Raw genomic sequence first — 20513 nt, forward strand, 5'->3', positions numbered from 1 at the left:
CAAAAAATTTTTCACGAACGCTCCCTGATTCGCACTCTGTCACTTTTTTCCCCAGGAGAAGACCATGAAAGCGACCCTCACCCTTGCTGGCCCCCCGACCAGGTTGTCAGGCAGGTTCCGGCCTGCGCCGGTGGCCTGGTTGGCGGCCGTGTTGCTGTGTGTCAATCTGGTGGGCTGCGGCGGTGGATCGGATACCGCGGCCGTCAGCCAGCAAAGCGCCGCGGCGAGCGTGCAGCCAGGCAGCGCCGGGGGCATCGCGGCACCTGTGGCGAATGGCTCCGCCGACCAATCGGTCAAGGCAGCCGTAGCTTTGGCAGCGCCCGACCCGGGCTTGCTGCTTCTTCTGGTGCCCGACGGCATCGATGACCAGGACCCCGGGATCATGGCTTGGGAGGATGCCGCGCGCGAAGTGGGCGTGCGCATGGCGCCCATCACCGACTCCCAGTTCTTGAGCCTGGGCACCAGCGGAGCCCTGGCCTACGCCGGCCTGGTCCTGCCTGACCAGATCCATACCGTGGCCACCGATCAATTGGTGGCGGCGGTGCACGATTACACCAATGCCGGCGGCAGCACGTTCTTGACGTTCGACTTTGCCGCATTGACGCGCCGCGCGGACGGGCCTTTGGTTTATCCGATCCCGAAATCCCGCCTCAGCGACTTGGCTGGGGTGGACTACGTCCTGTACGACAAATACCTCGACCGCACGGTGGGTTTGGGTCCGGTGACGGCGATGCGCACCACCATGCGCGAGCTGCTGGTCCCTCCCGGCAAGTCGGAGCCATTTTCCACGGCAGGCCCCGTTGCTTTACCAACGGCCCCCGGCGGAACCATTACCGTGGGGCCAACAACCATTACCGTGGGGCCCCCGAGCGTCGGCAACAAGGATCGGCTGCAGGTTGGTCCCGCCGGTGCCATTGACGTGGCAAGCCAGGTGCCGTTGTTGAGGGCAGCAGGCGTCGGACCCGGGCAGGCCCTCTATCTTCCGGTCAGTCCCGGCGACCCGGGAGGTGTTCATGGCTTTGACCCGCAGCAGTACCAGATCCAGCCGATGGCGTCGTCCAGCCAACTCCGGTCGCCGAACCGGTTGAAGGAACTGAAGGCGCAGGTGGGGTTTGGCCAAGCCGTACGGGCAGCGGCGCCGAACGAAGCCAGTCGGTTCGTTGCGGCCGCCAGCACGAAGGCGATCGGCGTATTTGGTGGCGGTTCGGGTGGCGCTGCTGATGGCGGTGCAGTCGTTCGAACTGGGCTCGGTGACAATGGCCCCGACGTCCTGCAGGCCTACCACGGTTACGCCTTGGGATTTCTGATTTATCCGAGCTACGTCACCGAAGGTTCGTACGCCGGAACCGTTCTGGCGACGTCGCCGCAGTTCGGCCTGGTGGCCGGGGTGAAGTCCTATGGTGCCGGCCGCGTGCTGTTCGTCAACCTCCCGCTGACCTATCTCAAGGGTCGCACGGACGCCTTGCCCATGCATGGGTTCCTTCAGTATTTCGTCAAGCACCTGCTGGGAGGCGCTCAGTTGTCCAGCATGCCCAACGGGGTTCCGGGCATGATGTTCAATTGGCACTTGGACTCCATGGAGGCCCAGCAACCCACCTTGCAACTGGAAACTGCCGGCATCTTCAACGCGGGGCCGATGAGCATTCACATCACGGCCGGTCCTGACACGGTGGTGCCTGGGGACGGGCTGGGCTTCGACTTGAACAACAACCCGACCATGCAGGCGTTTCTCCGTCGCATGGATGCGAAGGGGCACTCGATTGGCTCTCATGGAGGCTGGGACCATGACTACTATGGCTTGAATGCCAATGAAACCAACAGCGCCACCTTCCTGCCATTTCTCGTACTCAATCGTCTGGCAGTCGACAACGCCGTCGGACACCCGACCCGGGACTATTCCGCGCCGGAAGGAAACAACCCGCACTGGGCCATGGATTGGCTTGCACAACAGGGCGTGGTATCCGCGTATTTCGGCGGTCATACCGGGCTGGGCGTGACGCGTGACTACCGTGATGGCATCCTGAATACGCCCACCCTGTGGGTGGTTCCGGTGACCCCGATGGGACTTTACGCAACGTTCGAGGAGTTCCAGGATTTCAATGTGCCGAAGGCGGATGTCATCAACTGGTACCTCGATCTGGTTGATTTCGACCTCACGCATGACACCGCACGCATGGTCTATGCCCATCCCCCGGGTGCGTCGGAGTGGATCGACGTGGTCCAGACCCTGGAGGCCTATGTGCGCAGCAAAGGCGCCTCGAAATTCTCCTGGTACACCATGCCGCGGCTGGCCGACTTTATGGCCAAGCGCAATGAAGTGCAATGGAGTGAGCAGAGTCTTGCCAACGGGGTGACGCAGTTCACCGCTTCGCATCCGATCAGTCTGAAGGAACTGGTCTGGCGCTTGCCCAAGGCTCGCTATCTCCGACCCACTGCGGTGTCCGGTGGCAGTGTGGCCGACGGCGGCACGGTTTGGTTGGTGAAGGCAGGCGCGAATGCACGCACGCTGACGTTCCGCGCCTCCTCCAGTACGACGTGGGCGCCATTCTGAGTCGAGGCCAAGAGACTCTCGCGTGTCATGACGAGAGTTTTCTTGATGGCCGATCTGGCGGAAGGGGTGTCCGTTTTCTGGTTAGTCTCACGTAACCACCAGAAAGCCTCAAACCTCTATGAATATCAATGAGTTAGAGCCGACTCAATAGGCTTGCGTGGTATCACGAAACCCCATAGAATTGCACTCATTAAATTGGGTACAAGGTGGGGTAAAAATGCTGAGTCGAGTTGGGCGGAGACCTTCGCCACTGACGGCGCTGCAGGTCAAGAAGCTGACGGAGCCGGGCTACTACGCCGATGGCGCAGGGCTGTATCTGCAAGTCGCCAAGGGCGGCTCAAAGAGCTGGCTGTTCAAGTTCAAGCTGGCCGGCAAGGCCCGTGAAATGGGGCTGGGCAGCGTCAACACCTTTTCGCTGTCAGAAGCCCGTGAGCGAGCCCGTGAGCAGCGCCAGCGGCTGGCCGACGGCATAGACCCCATTGCAGCGAAGCGGGAAACAACACTACAGCGCCGCATGGCTGACGCCAGCATCATCACCTTCGACAAGGCGGCCGCCCGCTACATCGAAGCCCACGCCCCCGGCTGGCGCAATGACAAGCACCGGCAGCAATGGGAAAACACGCTCGCCACCTACGCCAGCCCGATCATCGGCGACTTGCCCGTGTCGCGTGTGGACACCGCGCAGGTGTTGAGGGTGCTGCAACCAATATGGACGGCGAAGGCTGAGACGGCATCGCGCCTGCGTGGCCGAATCGAATCTGTGCTCGATTGGGCGAAGGTGCAAGGCTATCGCGAGGGCGAGAACCCGGCGCGCTGGAAGGGCCACCTGGACATGACGCTGCCGGCCCGCGCGAAAGTGCAGAAGGTGGCGCACCATGCCGCGCTGCCATGGCGGGACGTGGGGGCGTTTGTGGGCGCCCTGCGGGCCATGCCGGGCACGGGAGCGCGTGCTGTCGAGTTCATCATCCTGACCGCCGCGCGCACGTCCGAGGCCATCAATGCCCGGTGGGGCGAGTTCGACCTGAGCGCGAAGGTATGGACGATCCCGGCCGAGAGGATGAAGGCCGGCAAGGAGCACGTTATCCCGCTCAGTGACGCCGCGCTGGCGATCTTGTCCGAGCTGCGCGACCAATCCGAGGGCGAGTTCGTGTTCCCCGGCGCGAAGGGCAAGCCGCTGTCCAACATGGCCGGGTTGCAACTACTCAAGCGCATGGGCCGCGCCGACCTGACGGTGCATGGTTTCCGAAGCACGTTCCGCGACTGGGCCGGCGAATCGACGGCGCACCCGAGGGAGGTAATCGAGCACGCGCTGGCGCACCAGTTGAAGGACAAGGCCGAAGCTGCCTATCAGCGTGGCAGCCTGTTTGAAAAGCGCCGCGTGCTGATGGCCGACTGGGCCGCGTACTGCAACACCGTGCAGGCACCGGCAGACGTGGTGCCGATTCGGGGGGTAGACGTGATTCAACTGAAGAGGGTCAATCGAAAATGACAACCGGCGACGCCTGGCGCTACTGCGCCCACCTGGACAACCCCGAGGCCGTCAAACAACTGGTGCAGGCCGTGCTGACGGCGCACGCCACCATCGTGCAGGCGCAAACCAGCGCCGACCCCGAAGACTTCGCCACCGCGCTCGATTGGGACGCCGTGCGCGGCGAGCTGCACCACGCCTTGCGCGCCGTGGGGCATCCTGCGGGCGACTGACGTGACAGCGACGGCAAAGCGGAAGCCAGATTTTGAGCGGCAGCGCCAAGCCATTTGGTACGGCGCCGGCAACCTGAGCGAGGAGGCGCGAGCGGCCTGTGCCCACCACGTGCCGGCGAGCTGGTTCAAAGACTCCACGCGCGACCGTCGCGGCCAGACGGATGCCGAGCGGCTGTTGACCGGCATTGACCACGCAATCGGGTTCTTCGATGTGCGAGGGGGCGGCCTCACAGCCGCCGGCAACGCTGTCGTTTCCGATGTTCAGTCCATCACCAGTGCTGCCCAGCGATTGCTGCTGGCAATTCAGATGGCCGACGAAGCTGCACGCGGTGCGATTGATTTGCATGCCGCGGCGAGCATTCCACCTGACCCCGACCAACTTCAATTGACCGACACCAGCCTGATGGCGGTGCACCCGTTCCAAGCGTTGCGGCACATGGGGCATCTGGACGTCGCGTGCGTCATTCGAGAGGCAGGAATTTATGAGGATCGATCGCGCTCATTCTTGGCTGCGCTGTGGGACGTCGCTTCAGACGTGGTGAACCTTGGGGAGCAAATTGTTGCGCGCACCGAGAAGGGGCCAAACATCCGCCCTGATCGCCTGAATGCCGAGGCGATGGCGCGATCCATTGTTGCCCATGCGTCCGCTGAGCTTGGCCGGTGTCTGCCGGTTTCGCCGTGGGTTGCCGACCTCATTCACCAAGCCGCGTCACTGCGGGGCGTGACGATCGGCAAGCAAGTGGCATTGCGCGAGGTGCGTGCCTATGCCAGTCGCCACAAGGATCGATCTAGGCGACTGGCATAGCGTCAAACGCCGCCTGACGTTCGAATCCCTACATCCCGCAATCACGCGGGGCGAAAGGGGTTCAAGTGAGTCAAGTTCGTACTTCAAGCCGCCCACGGCAAGCCGCTGAGCTGCTGGGCATCTCCCGCGCAACCTTGTGGCGCTGGGTGGCAACCCGGCACGACTTTCCGCGCGCCCGGCGCCTCAGTGCGCGCTGCACCGTTTTTGATAGCGCGGAGCTGATCGCCTGGCGCGACGCCCAAGCCAAGTCCACCACGGCGGGGGGCTGATCGATGGCCGACCCGCAAATCCTTACCCGCCGCGCACCGGCCGCGCCCGACTTCAAGGCCGCAGCCGACACGCTCTACACCTTGAGCGCCGATGCACTGGGCGCAATCGAGATGCTCGCCAGTCTGGCGCTGAGCGAAATCGACCACGGCCCCGGCCGGCTGGATGGCGCCCTGATCGTGCGCGCGCTGTCCGAAATCGTCTATCGCGCATCCGACGCCGGCAACGGTGTCAGCTGCGCCGCCGAAAGCGTCGGGCTCGCACACGAAGACGACCAGCTGCGCCATCTGACGCGCGCCGCCGCCCTTGAGGGCCGCACCTGGCCGACGGGGGGCAGCGCCCAATGACCCAGCCCAAAAAAGAAAGCGCCCAGGCCAGTGAAGCCAAGGGCGCCGATCAAAATGAACACGTCGATTTTAAGCCCAATCCAGCCGTCCAAGATACCGGCTGGCTGAGCATCGGGCGAGGATATTCGGTGCGCTTTTCGGGCGCGCCCGGCGTGGCGATGGTGTCCGCCACCTGGCGCCCGCGCGTGCCGCGCAGCCTGCCGCGCCTGGTGAAGACGCGGCGCTACAAGGCCGCACTGAGCGCGTTCACCGCGCTACTGACGTCGGAGGTCGAGCACGATGCACGTCAGCACTGAGCACGCCGCGCCGGCCTCCAACGGGCAGCAGCACGCGGGCCGTAGTGGCTTTGACCGCACGCGCCTGCCCGATCCGACCGACTACTACACCGGCACCGCCGGCCTGAAATTGCGTGAGCGCAAGGGCAAGTGGCGCACCACCGCTTGCAACTTCCACGGGGGCCACGATTCCATGCGGGTCAACACGCAGACCGGCGCCTACTGCTGCATGGCCGGCTGCGGCGCCCGTGGTGGCGACGTGCTGGCCTACCACATGGCCGCCCAGGGCCTGAGCTTCATCGATGCCGCCAAGGCGCTGGGCGCATGGGCGGGCGATGGCCGCGCCGCGCCGTCGCGTCCTGCGCCGCTGCCGGCGCGCGACGCGCTGCAACTGCTGGCCGCCGAGGTCAACCTGGTTGCCGTGGCCGCCGGCAACATCGCGCAGGGCGTGGTGCTGACGCGCGTTGACCTTGACCGCCTGCTTCTGGCCGCTGGCCGCATCCTGAAGATCGGGGGGCTGTTCGCATGACCGGCACCCTCGATCAATCTGCCGCCGCGCTTGACGCGCTGGCACTGCGCCCGCCGCCGCGCCCGCAGGCACCGGCCCATGATGAACCTGCACCAGCGCCGGCCGCCGCCCTGGACGATTGGCCGGTGCCATTTGCCGGCGCTGGGCAGGCGCCCGAAATCACGGCCGACATGCTGCCCGGCTGGCTGGGCCGCTACGTCGGGGCCGTGGCCGCGAGCACGCAAACCCCGGTCACCATGTCCGCGCTGTTCGCCCTGTCGGTGCTGGCCGCGTGCGTGCAGCGGCGCTACGTGGGGGCGCCGCACGGCCTGGAAGGTGACTATCGCGAGCCGGCATCACTGTGGTCTTTGAGCGTGGCCGCCAGCGGCTCGCGCAAGTCCGCCATCGTCAACGCCTTCACCCGTCCCTTGATGGCTTGGGAAAAGCGCGCGGGCGACAAAATGCGCCGCGCCATCTCAGCCAACACCGCGCGCCGCATCGCGTCCGACGCCATCATCAAGCGCCTGCAGGGCGAGGCCGGCAAGGCCAGCGACGCCACCGAACTGGACGCCATCCGCAAGCGGATCGAAGACGAGCAAAACGCCCGCCCCGACGAGCTGTTTCCGCCGCGCCTGTTCACCGGTGATGCGACCGTGGAGCGCCTGCAATCCATGCTGGTGGAGCAAGGCGGGCGCATGGCCATGCTCAGCGACGAGGGCGGTTTGTTTGCCACGCTGGCCGGCACCTACGGGGGTGGCGCCGGGCCGTCTCTCGACGCGCTGCTGCAAGGCCACGCCGGGGGCGCGGTGCGCGTCGACCGCACCACGCGCACCGCCTACGTCGACCGCGCGGCCGTCACGCTGGGCCTGATGCTGCAACCCGACCTGTTGAACGACGCGGCCGGGTCAAGCCGCTTTCGCGCCAGCGGCTTGATGGCGCGCTTTCTGTACGCCGTGCCGCGCCCGTTCGTCGGTGGCCGCAACGTGCGCGCCTTCACCAGCGTCTCGCCCGAGCTGCAGGCCGAATACGCGCGCGAGGTGGACGCGCTGCTGCCAGACCCCGAGACCGGCCCGCACCTGCCGCCCACCGAACTGGACCTGGTGGAAGACGCGCGCGAGCTGTGGCTGGACTTCGCCCAGGAGGTGGAGAACGCGCTGGCGCCGGGTGGCGAGCTGGACGCCATATCCGACTGGGGCGCCAAGCTGGCCGGCACCGCCTCGCGCATTGCGCTGCTGTTCGAGCTGGTGAGCAGCGGCGCCCAGGCTGAGCGCATCTGTGCCGACAGCGTGCAGGCGGCCGTCGCGCTGTGCCGTGTGCTGATCCAGCACGCGCGCGCCGCCTTCCGCCTGCTGGCCGCCGATGAGGCCGACCGCGATGCAGATGCGGTCATGACGTGGGTGATGCGGCCGGATGGCGAAGCCGTGTTCAAACAGTCCGAGCTGCACGCGGCGCTGCACGGCCGCTTCACCAAGAAGGAGCGCCTGACCGCCGCCCTGATCCGCCTGCAGGCAAATGGCTGTCTGCGGCACGAGGCAAGAAAGAACACGCGCGGCAAGCCCACCGACCTGTGGTACGTGAACCCGCGTCTATTTCTTCCATTTCCTGCAGGCGGGTCTTCGGGGAGGGGGCAACGTGGCTGAAAAACCCAGAAAAACACGGCGGGGCACCGCGTCGACAAGGGCAATTCACCACCGTTTTCCATGGATTGCCCGTCAGAGGAATAAAGAAAGTCTCTTTCTCTCTCTGCACTTACGCATGCACGCGCACAGACCCATGGAAGAAATGGAAGAGATGGAAAGTAAGCGCGAGCCCTTGAATTCATTTCCTCCATCTCTTCCATATCTTCCACCCTTCGCGGCACGCGCATGCGTGCACCCAGGCGCCGCAGTCTGGCCGCGCCTGGGCACCGGCAGGGAGGGTGCGGGTCCTTCCCAGCCTTCCCCAATCAGGGTAATTCGCACCCCTTTGGGTGGGTAGTTAGTGACTTGAGTTTTTTGTCCGTCAACCTGTCAATTTTTGGGGTTTGTCTAGAAATGACCACGAAACTGAAAAACATTGATCTCGCCGCCGCCCTTGGCTGTGACGCTGGCCTGATTTCCCGATACCGACGGCGCGGCATGCCAGCGACAAGCGTTGCGGATGCCATGGCGTGGAAGGAGGTCAACGTCAGGCCGCGCGTGAAGAGCCCCAAGACCAATGAGCAGGCGGGGATCTTCAACTACGACGAATCACGCGCCCGGCGCGAGCACTGGGCCGCGCAGCAGACCGAGATCGCGGCCCGGCGCGAGGCCGGCGAGCTGATCGACGTCGCCGAGCACATCGCCGCCTTCGCCAACCTGGGCGCCACCATCCGCGCCGCGCTGGAAGGCTGGGCGGCGATGCTGGCGCCGCAACTGGCTGGCCGCGACGAGCCGGCCGTCCGCACCGCCATTGCCGACCAGGTCGAGCAGGTACTGCGCGAACTCAGCGCGCAAATCCAGCGCGAGGCCGAGCGCGCCGAAAGGGTGCACGCATGAACGACTTGGCGTTCGACTTCGCGCCGCGCCTGGGGCCTGACGCATGCCCGGCGAGTGAAAGGTACTTCCCAGCCCGGCGTCCCGCGGGTAATCGCAACCCCGCTTGCGCGCTAGTGGTCGGCTTGTCCAGCTACTTGACGGACTCCTTGACGCCATGACCGTTGACACGCTGCTGCTCCTCACACGCGCCGCCAAGGGTGACGCCGTGGAGCTGCCTGCCGACCTGGCCGCCGCGCTGCTGCAGGCCGCCCCGGCCGACGTGCCGGCCCTGCTGGGCCTGGATCGCGCCAGCCGCACGCGCCGGCGCAACGCCGCGTTGGAGCGCGCCGCCGCGCTGCTGTCGGGCGACGCCTGCGGCGCATGGGTTGCGGCCGGCCGCCTGGCCGCTGCTATCGAGCGATTCGAGCGCGCGCTGTGGCCGGCATTGCTGGGCGGGGCGCACCCGCTGCTGTCGGAAACCGAGCAAGCCTTGCACGAGGCGTTTGCGACGGGCGCCGCACCCGTCACCTGTCAGCGGCGCCTGTTCGAGCTGCTGCGCAGCGACTGACCCAAAAGTCGGCCCGCGTCAGTGCGGCCGGCCGGATCATCGCGGCATGAGCAAGAACATCACCCAAGCCATCGTCGGGATTGAGCCCGATGGCCAGTACGTCCGCCTGGCGCTGCGCGCTGGCGACACCGAACTGGTCGCCACCCTAGACCCGCGCCGCGCCGCGCTCCTGGCCGCGCGCCTGAGCTACGCCATCGGCGAGGCCGTCCTGGCCGCCGAACAAATTGGCAAGGCGCTCGCTGGCGCCCAGGCCAGCACCCTGCTCTACCACCGTCACCACTACGTGGAGGCCGAGAACGTCGACGCGCCAGCCATCGCCGCCGCCGCCGCGCTCGAATTGGCCGGCGCCGTGCTCAGCCGCGCCGCTGCGCCCGACAACCGCCAAACGGGGGCCCGTTGATGCTGAGCCGTCAAATCGAGCTGCGCGCCGCCGATGGCGACGGCGAGGCCATCCCCTGCACCATCGCCACCGATGCGCCCGTGCCGCGCGCCATGGGTGCCGAGATTCTCGATTGCTCGCCCGCCGGTGTAGACCTCGCGCGCGCGCCGTTGCCGCTGTTGATCGCCCACGATGCCGGTCACCTGGCCGTGGGTCAAGTTGACGCATTGGCAGCCGACGGCAAGCGCGTGACCGGCCGGGCGCGCTTCGCCACCTCGCCCGAGGCCCAGCAGATTCTGTCCGACGTGAAGGCGGGATTTCACCGCTCGCTGTCCGTCGGCTACCAGCACATCGGCGAAGGCGTGCCCACCGACGCCGGCACCGTGTACCGCTGGGCGCCGCATGAGGTCTCCATCGTCCCCGTGCCCGCCGATACCGGCGCCGGGTTTTATCGCTCATTGGACAAGCAAATGACTCCCACCACCGCGCCCACCGCGCCCACCATCAACCGCGCCGCCCTGCAAGCCGAGATCATGGAGCTGGGCAAGCGCCACGGCCTGACCGACTTTGCGCGCGGCCTGGCGCAAAGCGCCACCGACATCGGCGCAGCCCGCACCGCAATCCTGGAAGAGCTGGGCGCCCGTGACCTGGCCGCAGGCGGCCACCGGAACACGAACTCGCGCGAGCTGAGCGCATTTGGCGCAAGCGGTCACGGCGGCGAGCGTGAAGTCCTGATTGCCAGCCTGGCGCACCGCATGGGCGCGCGCCGCAAGGATCAGCCCATCCTGCGCGGCCTGGACGCCGTGGGCCTGGCGCAGCGTTCGTTGGAGCTGGCCGGCGAGCGCGTCTACTCCGACATGAGCCGCACGCAGATCATCGAGCGCGCCATGCACGGCACCGGCGACTTTCCCAGCCTGCTGGGCGCCGCTGCCGGCCGCGTCCTGCTGGATGCCTACGCCGCCGCGCCGGCCGCGCTGAAGGCGGTTGCACGCGAAACCATGCTGCCCGACTTTCGCGACCGCACCACGGTTCGCCTGGGCAGCGCGCCGTCGTTGGAGCAGGTCAACGAGCACGGCGAATTTCACTACGGCACCATCGAAGAGGGCGCCGCCGCCTGGCGCCTGGTCACCTACGGTCGCATCTTCGCCATCACCCGTCAAGCCCTGGTCAATGACGACTTGGGCGCGTTCGGAGACCTGGTGCGCCTGTTTGCCGAGGCCGCCGCGCGACGCGAAGCCGACGAGCTGGTCAAAGCCCTGACGAGCCCGGGCCAAGTCGACGGCGCCGCCCTGTTCAGCAGCGCGCGCAACACGCAGAGCCCGCGCAAGTTGACGCTGGCCGGGCTGGGCGTGGCCGTGCAGGCGCTGCGCGGTCAAAAGCACTTCGACCAGCTGGTCACCCAAGAGCCCGGCGCCATCGTGGTGCCCGCCGCGCTGGAAATGACTGCGCGCCAGCTGGTTGCCAGCATCAGCGCCACCAAGACCACCGACGTGCAGCCCTTCGGCGCGCTGAGCGTGGTAGTCGAGCCGCGCCTGACCGATGCCAACGAATGGTATTTGGTGGCCGCCAATCAGCGCGCCCTCGAATACGGCTACCTGGACGGCGAGGCCGGCCCGCAAACCAGCCAGCGCGAGGGATTCGAGATCGACGGCCTGGAGGTCAAGGCCCGCCTGGACTTCGGTTGCGGCTGGGTCTCGCCCGTCGGTTGGGTTCAAAACACCGGTGCCACCGGCGACGCATAACGAACACCGTTTCGGCGGTTACCGCGCTCGCTGCTTTCTCGGGCTTCAAAGCGAGCAAGCCTTCCTTGCGGACGCAGCCCACCGGCGGCGAGGGAAGGCACCTACATCACCAGCCCGGCCCGTGTGCCGGGCTTTTCTTTGCTGAGGGGATGCGCCAATCGGGGTTAAAGGTGGGGTAAAAAATAAAAACGGCCTACATGCCGCATGAAATATAAGTACCTGGCGGAAGGGGTGGGATTCGAACCCACGGACGGTTGCCCGTCGCCGGTTTTCAAGACCGGTGCAATCGACCACTCTGCCACCCTTCCGCGGGTGAGGCCTGAAATTCTATCGGTCTGGGCGCAGGCTCGGCTGCGGATCGGAGAAAAAGAAACCCGCTGCAAGCAGCGGGTTTCGTCGTATCACGAGCCGAAAATCACTTCAGCTTGATTTCCTTGTACTCGACGTGCTTGCGTGCCTTGGGGTCGAACTTCATGATCGACATCTTCTCGGGCATCGTCTTCTTGTTCTTGCTGGTGGTGTAGAAGTGACCGGTGCCGGCCGTGGATTCCAGCTTGATCTTTTCGCGTCCGCCTTTGGTGGCCATGATGGTGCTCCTTCAGTGAATCAGGCTTGGCCGCGTGCGCGCATGTCGGCGAGCACGGACTCGATGCCATTCTTGTCGATCAGTCGCAGCGCGGCGCTGGACACGCGCAGGCGCACCCAGCGGTTCTCGCTCTCGACCCAGAAGCGCCGGTACTGCAGGTTGGGCAGGAAACGACGCTTGGTTTTGTTGTTGGCGTGGGAAACGTTGTTTCCGACCATGGGCTTCTTGCCCGTGACTTCGCACACGCGTGCCATGAGAAATGCTCTCCAGTCCATCCGGTCTTCGCTGGCGCCGCGGCTTGCTGCGCGACTCGCTCGGACCTCACCTCGCCATGAAAGGGGTGGCGGTGGCCCCGTGGGCTTCGCGGGTGCCCGATCGGCTGCCACGCCTCTCGCATCCGCGAAGAACCCGGCATTATAACGATTTTCCGTAGCACCCTGCCACTCCGAGTCTTGTCCAACGAGGTATGAGCCTGAACGAGTTGCCGAGATTCCAACGAGATATGAGCCTGAATGGGCGATCTGGGTCGATCATTTTTCAGATGGTGATCGACATGGACGAATCCCGGCTGGGCAGCATTGCCCAATTGCAGGCGTTTCTCGAAGGCACGCTGGAGGTCAGCTTCAGCGCCTTCGCCGATGATCAAGAGCGCTATGCGCACATTGCCAGCGTGGTGCGCCGCTTGGGCTATACGCGTCTGTCCAGGCCCGACAAGGGCATCGTGCTGCGCTATCTGGCGCGCACCAGCGGCTACTCGCGCGCGCAACTGACGCGGCTGCTGGCGCGCGTGCTGGAAGGCCAGCCTCTGGCCAAGCGCTACCGCGTGCCAGCGCATGCCTTTGCCCGGCGCTACAGCCCCGCCGATGTGGCGCTGCTGGTGAGCGTTGATCGCGCCCATGGCTGCTTGTCGGGGCCGGCGACGGTGCACCTGCTGCGCCGCGCCTGGCATGTGCACGGTGATGCGCGCTTTGAACGCCTGGCGCAACTGTCGCCCTCGCACCTGTACAACCTGCGCAAGAGCGGCCCATACAAAGCCGCCCGGGTGTCCTTGACCAAAACCCGGCCCGTGCTCAATGCCATTGGCCAGCGACGCGCGCCCGACCCCGGCGGGCGAGTGGGCTTCATTCGCATCGACAGCGTCCATCAGGGCGATCTCGATCGCATCAAGGGGGTGTACTACGTCAATGCCGTCGATATCCTCACTCAGTGGGAGGTGGTGGCTTGCTGCGAGCGCATCAGCGAGGCGTTCTTGCTGCCGGTGTTGGAGCAGCTCATGGCTCAGTTTCCGTTTCCGATCCGCGGCTTTCATTCGGACAACGGCGGCGAGTTCGTCAATCGACAGGTGGCCGCCTTGCTGGGCAAGCTGCAGGCCGAGCAGACCAAGTCGCGCCCGCGCAAGAGCAATGACAACGCGTTGGCCGAGAGCAAGAACGCCGCCGTGGTGCGCAAGACGTTCGGCTACAGCCATATTCCGCAGCGCTTTGCCGGCCTGATCAACACGTTCTGCCAAGAGCATCTGAACACCTACGTCAACCTGCACCGCCCTTGCCTGTTTGCCAAGCAGGTGATGGATGCCAAGGGCAAAATTCGCAAGACCTACCCACCCGAGCTGGTGCAAACGCCGTTGGAGAAGCTCGCGAGCTTGCCGGACATTGACAAGCAGTTGCGCCGCGGCATCACTGTCCAGCTGCTGCAACAGCAGGCCGTGCAAGTGACTGACTTGCAGGCCGCTGAACAGCTCAATGCAGCGCGCATGGCGCTGTTTGCGACAATTGAAAAACGATCCAGACGCTTGGCCTGAACCCAACCTTCAATCCGGCTCGTTCAGGCTCATACCTGAATTGGAAAAGACTCTCCGAGACAAAAGCCGCGACTTTACCCCGACGGTGGGCCGGCGCCCGCGAGCGCGTTCGCGCCCGATCCGACGGGATTCGGGGCCGGTGCGCGCCAAGCAGATAAAATACGCGGTTCGTCGCATTTCAATGAGGCGGCTGGCACCGAAGGGCGCCAGCGGTCCGATTCGTTTGAACCCTGTTCGCGCGGGTGGCGAAATTGGTAGACGCACCAGGTTTAGGTCCTGACGCCCGCGAGGGTGTGGGGGTTCGAGTCCCCCCCGCGCACCACCATCCAACTTGACTGAGAGATCCCCATGGCCGTGAATGTCGAAACCCTGGAAAAACTCGAGCGCAAGATGACGCTCACTCTGCCCTTGGACACCATCCAGGGCGAGGTGGACGCGCGTCTGCGCAAGCTGGCGCGCACCGTCAAGATGGACGGCTTTCGCCCCGGCAAGGTGCCGATGAGCGTCGTGGCGCAGCGCTACGGCTATTCGGTGCAGTACGAGGTGATGAACGACAAGGTGGGCGAGGCCTTTTTCAGCGCCGCCAACGAGGCCGAGTTGCGCGTGGCGGGCCAGCCCACCATCACCGAGAAGGACGGCGCGCCCGAGGGGCAGATGACCTTCGACGCGGTGTTCGAGGTGTTTCCCGAGGTGAAGATCGGCGACTTGACCACCGCCGAGATCGAGCGCGCCAGCGCTCAGGTGACCGACGAGGCGATCGACCGCACGCTGGAGATCCTGCGCAAGCAGCGCCGCAGCTTTGCCCAGCGCGCCCAGGGCGCCGGTGCCGAGGACGGCGACCGCGTGACGGTGGACTTTGCCGGCAAGATCGACGGCGAGCCCTTCGAGGGCGGCAAGGCCGAGGACTTCGCCTTCGTCATCGCCGAGGGCCAGATGCTGCCCGAGTTCGAGACCGCCGTGCGCGGCCTGAAGGTGGGCGAGAGCAAGACCTTTCCGCTGGCCTTTCCGGCCGACTACCATGGCAAGGACGTGGCGGGCAAGACGGCCGACTTCATGGTCACCGTCAAGAAGATCGAGGCCGCGCACCTGCCCGAGGTGAACGAGCAACTGGCCAAGTCGCTGGGCGTGGAGGGCGGCACCGTCGAGGGCCTGCGCGCCGACATCCGCAAGAACCTGGAGCGCGAGATCAAGTTCCGCCTGAACGCGCGCAACAAGCAGGCCGTGATGGACGCGCTGCTGGCCAAGTCCGAACTGGACGTGCCCAAGGCCAGCGTGCAGGCCGAGGTGGACCGCATGGTCGAAAGCGCACGGGGTGACCTGAAGGCGCGTGGCCTGAAGGACAAGGACATCGAGAAGTTCCCCTTCCCCGAGGACGCCTTCCGCCCGCAGGCCGAGCGCCGCGTGCGCCTGGGCCTGGTGGTGGCCGAGCTGGTCAAGACGGCCAAGCTGCAGGCCACGCCCGAGCAGGTCAAGGCCCAGGTCGAGGAATTGGCCGCCAGCTACGAGAAGCCCGCCGAGGTGGTGCGCTACTACTACGCCGACAACCGCCGCCTGGCCGACGTGGAGGCGATGGTGATCGAGAACAACGTGACCGAGCACGTGCTGGGCCAGGCCAAGGTGACCGACAAGGCGCTGGGCTTCGACGAGCTGATGGGCCAGTCGGCCTGATTGCTATAAAAAACGAAGCTGCCGGCGCTTGATGCATGGGCGCCAGAGGGCGATTTGGTTCATGGTTTTGCTGGGCATGGCCCGGCGGCGACAATGGGGTCTGGAATCCGGCGGTTCCGGCCCCATTTGGTTTTCATTCCCCCTGACGGAGCTTTCATGAGCGCACTTGCCTCTCCCCAAAACCTCGGGCTGATCCCGATGGTGATCGAGCAGTCCGGCCGCGGCGAGCGGTCGTTCGACATCTATTCGCGCCTGCTCAAGGAGCGCGTGATCTTCCTGGTGGGCGAGGTCAACGACCAGACCGCCAACCTGGTGGTGGCGCAGCTGCTGTTCCTGGAAAGCGAGAACCCGGACAAGGACATCTCGTTCTACATCAACTCGCCCGGCGGCAGCGTCACGGCCGGCATGTCGATCTACGACACCATGCAGTTCATCAAGCCCGACGTGTCCACCATGTGCCTGGGCTTTGCCGCCAGCATGGGCGCGTTTTTGCTGGCCGCCGGCGCCAAGGGCAAGCGCTATTCGCTGCCCAACAGCAAGATCATGATCCACCAGGTGCTGGGCGGCGCGCAGGGCCAAGCCACCGACATCGAGATCCAGGCACGCGACATCCTGCGCACCAAGGAGCAGATGAACCGCATCCTGGCCGAGCGCACCGGCCAGCCCTACGAGAAGGTGGTGCAGGACACCGAGCGCGACTACTACATGACCGCCGACGAGAGCAAGGACTACGGCATCATCGACCAGGTGCTGGCCCAGCGCCCCTGACGGGGGCGCTGCGGCGAGATTTCGCTATCATGGTCCGATCCATCCACTGAGTTTGTGTCAATGGCCGAGAAAAAAGGCTCTTCCAGCGAGAAAACGCTTTACTGCTCCTTCTGCGGCAAGAGCCAGCACGAGGTCAAGAAGCTGATCGCCGGACCGTCGGTGTTCATCTGCGATGAATGCATCGACCTGTGCAACGACATCATCCGCGAGGAGGTGCCCGAGGGCGCCGCCGAGGGCCAGCCCAAGAGCGACCTGCCCACGCCCTCCGACATCAAGGGCAACCTCGACAACTACGTCATCGGCCAGGAGAAGGCCAAGCGCACGCTGGCGGTGGCGGTGTACAACCACTACAAGCGCCTCAAGCACAAGAACGACCACAAGGGCGGCGACGTCGAGCTCAGCAAGAGCAACATCCTGCTGATCGGCCCCACCGGCAGCGGCAAGACGCTGCTGGCGCAGACGCTGGCGCGCCAGCTCGACGTGCCCTTCGTCATGGCCGACGCCACCACGCTGACCGAGGCCGGCTACGTCGGCGAGGACGTCGAGAACATCATCAGCAAGCTGCTGCAAAGCTGCGAGTACGACGTCGAGCGCGCGCAGCGCGGCATCGTCTACATCGACGAGATCGACAAGATCAGCCGCAAGGCCGACAACCCCAGCATCACGCGCGACGTGTCGGGCGAGGGCGTGCAGCAGGCGCTGCTGAAACTGATCGAGGGCACCATGGCCAGCGTGCCGCCGCAGGGCGGGCGCAAGCACCCCAACCAGGACTTCCTGCAGATCGACACCACCAACATCCTGTTCATCTGCGGCGGCGCGTTCGCGGGCCTCGAGAAGGTGATCGAGGCGCGCACCGAGGCCAGCGGCATCGGCTTTGGCGCCACCGTGCGCAGCAAGCAGCAGCGCTCGATCAGCGAGGCCTTCGAGGACGTCGAGCCCGAGGACCTGATCAAGTACGGCCTGATTCCCGAGCTGATCGGCCGCATGCCGGTGGTCGCCACGCTGGCCGAGCTGACCGAGGACGCGCTGGTGCAAATCCTGACCGAGCCCAAGAACGCGCTGGTCAAGCAGTTCTCGCGCCTGCTGCAAATGGAGGGCGTCGAGCTGGAGATTCGCCCCAGCGCGCTCAAGGCCATCGCGCGCAAGGCGCTGGCGCGCAAGACCGGCGCGCGCGGCCTGCGCTCGATCCTGGAAGGCGCGCTGATCGACACCATGTACGAGCTGCCGCACACCGCCAACGTGGCCAAGGTGGTGGTGGACGACAGCACCATCGACGAGGCCCAGGCGCCGCTGCTGGTGTACCGCGAGGCGGCCAAGAAGGCTTGATTCCAAGCCAAATCGGCCTTTAGCCCGCGTGCATCAAGCGCAAGCAGCTATACATTTTGTAGTCAATCGCTCGGCTGCGAACCGGTTCCCGCATGGGGCCGGCCGGCTGGACGGGCCCGGCGCCGCGCCGGGTTGAAAATCAGGGCCTGCGCCGCCATCTCAGGCCCGATCACGCACAAGGACTTGTCATGCCCGGAACCACGCCCCTGCCCGCCACGCCGGTGGATCTGCCCCTGCTGCCACTGCGCGACGTGGTGGTGTTTCCGCACATGGTCATCCCGCTGTTTGTCGGGCGGCCCAAGAGCATCAAGGCGCTCGAATCGGCCATGGCCGCCGACCGCCGCATCATGCTGGTGGCCCAGCGCGCGGCGGCCAAGGACGAGCCGGCCGTCACCGACATGTTCGAAGTCGGCTGCGTGTCCACCATCCTGCAGATGCTCAAGCTGCCCGACGGCACGGTGAAGGTGCTGGTGGAGGGCCAGCAGCGCGCCACGGTGACGCACATCGAGGAGGGCGAGACCCACTTCGTCGCCACCGTCACCCCGCTGGTGGCCGACGACGCCGACCTGGACAACGCCGAGGTGGAGGCGCTGCGCCGCGCGGTGATGCAGCAGTTCGACCAGTACGTCAAGCTCAACAAAAAAATCCCGCCCGAAATCCTCACCTCGATCGCCAGCATCGACGAGGCCGGCCGCCTGGCCGACACCATTGCCGCGCACCTGCCGCTCAAGCTGGAGAGCAAGCAGGGCGTGCTCGACCTGGCCAGCGTCAAGGCGCGGCTGGAGAGCCTGTTCGAGCAGCTCGAGCGCGAGGTCGACATCCTCAACGTCGACAAGAAGATCCGCGGCCGCGTCAAGCGCCAGATGGAGAAGAACCAGCGCGACTTCTACCTCAACGAGCAGGTCAAGGCGATCCAGAAGGAGCTGGGCGAGGGCGAGGAGGGCGCCGACATCGACGAGATCGAGAAGAAGATCAAGGCCGCGCGCATGCCCAGGGACGCGCGCAAGAAGGCCGACGCCGAGCTGAAAAAACTCAAGCTGATGTCGCCCATGTCGGCCGAGGCCACCGTGGTGCGCAACTACATCGACGTGCTGGTGGGCCTGCCCTGGGCCAAAAAGACCAAGATCAAGCACGACCTGGCCTACGCCGAGCAGGTGCTCAACGAAGACCACTACGGCCTGGAGAAGGTCAAGGACCGCATCCTCGAATACTTGGCGGTGCAGCGGCGCGTGGACAAGGTCAAGGCGCCCATCCTGTGCCTGGTGGGGCCGCCGGGCGTGGGCAAGACCTCGCTCGGCCAGTCGGTGGCCAAGGCCACGGGCCGCAAGTACGTGCGCATGGCGCTGGGCGGCATGCGCGACGAGGCCGAGATCCGCGGCCACCGCCGCACCTACATCGGCGCCATGCCGGGCAAGGTGCTGCAAAGCCTGGCCAAGGTCGGCACGCGCAACCCGCTGTTCCTGCTCGACGAGATCGACAAGCTGGGCATGGACTTTCGCGGCGACCCGTCCAGCGCGCTGCTGGAGGTGCTGGACCCGGAGCAGAACCACACCTTCAGCGACCACTACGTCGAGGTCGATTTCGATCTGTCGGACGTGATGTTCGTGGCCACCAGCAACTCGATGAATATCCCGCCGGCCCTGCTCGACCGCATGGAGGTGATCCGCCTGGCGGGCTACACCGAGGACGAGAAGGTCAACATCGCCATCAAGTACCTGCTGCCCAAGCAGCTCAAGAACAATGGCGTGAAGGAGAGCGAGCTCGAGGTCGGCGAAGACGCGGTGCGCGACATCGTGCGCTACTACACGCGCGAGGCCGGCGTGCGCTCGCTCGAGCGCGAGCTGTCCAAGATTTGCCGCAAGGTGGTCAAGGCGCTGCAGCTGGGCCAGATGAAGCCGCGCGTGGCCGTCACCGCCGACAACCTGAACGACTTTCTGGGCGTGCGCAAGTACAGCTTCGGCCGCGCCGAGCACAAGAACCAGGTCGGCCAGGTGGTGGGCCTGGCCTGGACCGAGGTGGGCGGCGATCTGCTCACCATCGAGGCGGCCACCATGCCTGGCAAGGGCGCCATCCAGCGCACCGGCCAGCTGGGCGAGGTGATGAAGGAATCGGTGGACGCCGCGCGCACCGTGGTGCGTGCCCGCGCGCGCGCGCTGGGTATCAAGGACGAACAGTTCGAAAAGCGCGACATCCACATCCACGTTCCCGATGGCGCCACGCCCAAGGACGGCCCCAGCGCCGGCGCGGCCATGACCACGGCCATGGTGTCGGCCCTGACGGGCATCCCGGTGCGCGCCGACGTGGCGATGACCGGCGAGATCACGCTGCGCGGCGAGATCACCGCCATCGGCGGCCTGAAGGAAAAGCTGCTGGCCGCCTTGCGTGGTGGCATCAAGACGGTGCTGATCCCCGAGGAGAATGTCAAGGACCTGCAGGAGATCCCGGCCAACGTGAAGGAGCACCTGACCATCACGCCCGTGCGCTGGATCGACAAGGTGCTCGAGGTCGCGCTGGAGCGCCAGCCCATGCCCTTGGCCGATGACGAAACCGCCGCGGCGCCGGCCGCCGTGGTGGTCGCCGCGGCCGCGCCGGCGGCCAAGCGCAAGACCGGCCGGGGCAGCGCCATCAAGCACTGAATCGGCCCCCCCCCCCCCCCCCGTTGCTCCACTCGCTGCGCGATGTTTCGCCTCCCCCCGAGGGGCATCGCCGGTGACCGGGGAGACCCC

The 20513-nt window shown here is 65.8% G+C and carries 20 protein-coding genes and 2 tRNA genes; 19 read left to right on the top strand and 3 right to left on the bottom strand.

The features are described 5' to 3' along the window. The first annotated feature begins 64 nt into the window (after positions 1-64). The 13 genes from ACWHMB_RS05425 (at position 65) to ACWHMB_RS05485 (ending at position 11638) form a co-directional block, all read left to right on the top strand. Entirely contained in the window at positions 65-2551 is a 2487-nt protein-coding gene (locus tag ACWHMB_RS05425; RefSeq protein WP_377482930.1) for a hypothetical protein, read from the top strand. 217 nt (positions 2552-2768) lie between these two features. Next, a complete protein-coding gene (locus ACWHMB_RS05430; RefSeq protein WP_377482932.1) occupies positions 2769-4040 on the top strand; it encodes a tyrosine-type recombinase/integrase in 1272 nt (423 codons plus the stop codon). Continuing rightward, positions 4037-4252: a hypothetical protein gene (locus ACWHMB_RS05435; protein ID WP_377482934.1), complete on the top strand. Its 216-nt coding sequence runs from the start codon at positions 4037-4039 to the stop codon at positions 4250-4252. The genes ACWHMB_RS05430 and ACWHMB_RS05435 overlap by 4 nt, the downstream gene beginning before the upstream one ends. 1 nt (position 4253) lies before the next feature. Then, positions 4254-5057, top strand: coding sequence for a hypothetical protein (locus tag ACWHMB_RS05440; protein ID WP_377482936.1), 804 nt, complete (start codon positions 4254-4256; stop codon positions 5055-5057). A gap of 65 nt (positions 5058-5122) precedes the next feature. Continuing rightward, complete coding sequence (locus ACWHMB_RS05445) at positions 5123-5326, top strand: helix-turn-helix transcriptional regulator (RefSeq protein ID WP_377482938.1); 204 nt, start codon at positions 5123-5125, stop codon at positions 5324-5326. A 3-nt stretch (positions 5327-5329) separates the two neighbouring features. Beyond that, on the top strand, positions 5330-5671 hold the full coding sequence (locus tag ACWHMB_RS05450; RefSeq protein ID WP_377482940.1) for a hypothetical protein: 342 nt from the start codon (positions 5330-5332) through the stop codon (positions 5669-5671). Then, the gene (locus tag ACWHMB_RS05455) at positions 5668-5967 is read left to right on the top strand and encodes a hypothetical protein (RefSeq protein ID WP_377482942.1); all 300 of its coding nucleotides are present in this window, start codon (positions 5668-5670) and stop codon (positions 5965-5967) included. The genes ACWHMB_RS05450 and ACWHMB_RS05455 overlap by 4 nt, the downstream gene beginning before the upstream one ends. Next, positions 5951-6475, top strand: coding sequence for a CHC2 zinc finger domain-containing protein (locus ACWHMB_RS05460; RefSeq protein WP_377482944.1), 525 nt, complete (start codon positions 5951-5953; stop codon positions 6473-6475). Before ACWHMB_RS05455 ends, ACWHMB_RS05460 begins: the two co-directional genes overlap by 17 nt. Further along, entirely contained in the window at positions 6472-8094 is a 1623-nt protein-coding gene (locus ACWHMB_RS05465; protein WP_377482946.1) for a YfjI family protein, read from the top strand. Before ACWHMB_RS05460 ends, ACWHMB_RS05465 begins: the two co-directional genes overlap by 4 nt. Before the next feature lie 393 nt (positions 8095-8487). Next, on the top strand, positions 8488-8970 hold the full coding sequence (locus tag ACWHMB_RS05470) for a hypothetical protein (RefSeq protein ID WP_377482948.1): 483 nt from the start codon (positions 8488-8490) through the stop codon (positions 8968-8970). 154 nt (positions 8971-9124) lie between these two features. Next, positions 9125-9517: a hypothetical protein gene (locus tag ACWHMB_RS05475; protein ID WP_377482950.1), complete on the top strand. Its 393-nt coding sequence runs from the start codon at positions 9125-9127 to the stop codon at positions 9515-9517. A 46-nt stretch (positions 9518-9563) separates the two neighbouring features. After that, positions 9564-9917, top strand: coding sequence for a hypothetical protein (locus ACWHMB_RS05480; protein WP_377482952.1), 354 nt, complete (start codon positions 9564-9566; stop codon positions 9915-9917). Further along, on the top strand, positions 9917-11638 hold the full coding sequence (locus tag ACWHMB_RS05485) for a phage major capsid protein (protein ID WP_377482954.1): 1722 nt from the start codon (positions 9917-9919) through the stop codon (positions 11636-11638). Before ACWHMB_RS05480 ends, ACWHMB_RS05485 begins: the two co-directional genes overlap by 1 nt. A gap of 220 nt (positions 11639-11858) precedes the next feature. Here ACWHMB_RS05485 and ACWHMB_RS05490 read toward each other — a convergent pair. The 3 genes from ACWHMB_RS05490 to rpmB form a co-directional block, all read right to left on the bottom strand. After that, a tRNA-Ser gene (locus ACWHMB_RS05490) sits at positions 11859-11946 on the bottom strand. 107 nt (positions 11947-12053) lie between these two features. Continuing rightward, a complete protein-coding gene (gene rpmG / locus ACWHMB_RS05495) occupies positions 12054-12224 on the bottom strand; it encodes a 50S ribosomal protein L33 (RefSeq protein ID WP_006298735.1) in 171 nt (56 codons plus the stop codon). 20 nt (positions 12225-12244) lie between these two features. Then, a complete protein-coding gene (rpmB, locus tag ACWHMB_RS05500) occupies positions 12245-12478 on the bottom strand; it encodes a 50S ribosomal protein L28 (RefSeq protein WP_293219891.1) in 234 nt (77 codons plus the stop codon). Positions 12479-12726: 248 nt separating this feature from the next. Between rpmB and ACWHMB_RS05505 the strand changes: the two genes are divergently transcribed. The 6 genes from ACWHMB_RS05505 to lon all read left to right on the top strand — a co-directional run bounded on the left by ACWHMB_RS05505 (position 12727) and on the right by lon (position 20423). Further along, on the top strand, positions 12727-14025 hold the full coding sequence (locus ACWHMB_RS05505; protein ID WP_377542571.1) for an integrase: 1299 nt from the start codon (positions 12727-12729) through the stop codon (positions 14023-14025). 236 nt (positions 14026-14261) lie between these two features. Continuing rightward, positions 14262-14347: transfer RNA gene (locus ACWHMB_RS05510), tRNA-Leu, on the top strand. A 26-nt stretch (positions 14348-14373) separates the two neighbouring features. Beyond that, on the top strand, positions 14374-15693 hold the full coding sequence (gene tig / locus ACWHMB_RS05515) for a trigger factor (protein WP_293219894.1): 1320 nt from the start codon (positions 14374-14376) through the stop codon (positions 15691-15693). A 156-nt stretch (positions 15694-15849) separates the two neighbouring features. Then, complete coding sequence (gene clpP, locus ACWHMB_RS05520) at positions 15850-16461, top strand: ATP-dependent Clp endopeptidase proteolytic subunit ClpP (protein WP_377483348.1); 612 nt, start codon at positions 15850-15852, stop codon at positions 16459-16461. 60 nt (positions 16462-16521) lie between these two features. After that, positions 16522-17787, top strand: a complete 1266-nt coding sequence (gene clpX, locus ACWHMB_RS05525; protein ID WP_377483350.1) for an ATP-dependent Clp protease ATP-binding subunit ClpX — start codon at positions 16522-16524, stop codon at positions 17785-17787. Between the two features lie 188 nt (positions 17788-17975). Then, complete coding sequence (gene lon / locus ACWHMB_RS05530) at positions 17976-20423, top strand: endopeptidase La (RefSeq protein ID WP_447648467.1); 2448 nt, start codon at positions 17976-17978, stop codon at positions 20421-20423. Positions 20424-20513 lie beyond the last annotated feature (90 nt).

The sequence above is a fragment of the Ottowia pentelensis genome, from assembly GCF_964341695.1.

Coding starts and splice junctions, on each gene's coding strand:
- ACWHMB_RS05425 (WP_377482930.1), top strand. CDS start 65: ATGAAAGCGACCCTCACCCTTGCTGGCCCCCCGACCAGGTTGTCAGGC.
- ACWHMB_RS05430 (WP_377482932.1), top strand. CDS start 2,769: ATGCTGAGTCGAGTTGGGCGGAGACCTTCGCCACTGACGGCGCTGCAG.
- ACWHMB_RS05435 (WP_377482934.1), top strand. CDS start 4,037: ATGACAACCGGCGACGCCTGGCGCTACTGCGCCCACCTGGACAACCCC.
- ACWHMB_RS05450 (WP_377482940.1), top strand. CDS start 5,330: ATGGCCGACCCGCAAATCCTTACCCGCCGCGCACCGGCCGCGCCCGAC.
- ACWHMB_RS05455 (WP_377482942.1), top strand. CDS start 5,668: ATGACCCAGCCCAAAAAAGAAAGCGCCCAGGCCAGTGAAGCCAAGGGC.
- ACWHMB_RS05460 (WP_377482944.1), top strand. CDS start 5,951: ATGCACGTCAGCACTGAGCACGCCGCGCCGGCCTCCAACGGGCAGCAG.
- ACWHMB_RS05465 (WP_377482946.1), top strand. CDS start 6,472: ATGACCGGCACCCTCGATCAATCTGCCGCCGCGCTTGACGCGCTGGCA.
- ACWHMB_RS05470 (WP_377482948.1), top strand. CDS start 8,488: ATGACCACGAAACTGAAAAACATTGATCTCGCCGCCGCCCTTGGCTGT.
- ACWHMB_RS05475 (WP_377482950.1), top strand. CDS start 9,125: ATGACCGTTGACACGCTGCTGCTCCTCACACGCGCCGCCAAGGGTGAC.
- ACWHMB_RS05480 (WP_377482952.1), top strand. CDS start 9,564: ATGAGCAAGAACATCACCCAAGCCATCGTCGGGATTGAGCCCGATGGC.
- ACWHMB_RS05485 (WP_377482954.1), top strand. CDS start 9,917: ATGCTGAGCCGTCAAATCGAGCTGCGCGCCGCCGATGGCGACGGCGAG.
- rpmG (WP_006298735.1), bottom strand. CDS start 12,224: ATGGCCACCAAAGGCGGACGCGAAAAGATCAAGCTGGAATCCACGGCC.
- rpmB (WP_293219891.1), bottom strand. CDS start 12,478: ATGGCACGCGTGTGCGAAGTCACGGGCAAGAAGCCCATGGTCGGAAAC.
- ACWHMB_RS05505 (WP_377542571.1), top strand. CDS start 12,727: ATGAGCCTGAATGGGCGATCTGGGTCGATCATTTTTCAGATGGTGATC.
- tig (WP_293219894.1), top strand. CDS start 14,374: ATGGCCGTGAATGTCGAAACCCTGGAAAAACTCGAGCGCAAGATGACG.
- clpP (WP_377483348.1), top strand. CDS start 15,850: ATGAGCGCACTTGCCTCTCCCCAAAACCTCGGGCTGATCCCGATGGTG.
- clpX (WP_377483350.1), top strand. CDS start 16,522: ATGGCCGAGAAAAAAGGCTCTTCCAGCGAGAAAACGCTTTACTGCTCC.
- lon (WP_447648467.1), top strand. CDS start 17,976: ATGCCCGGAACCACGCCCCTGCCCGCCACGCCGGTGGATCTGCCCCTG.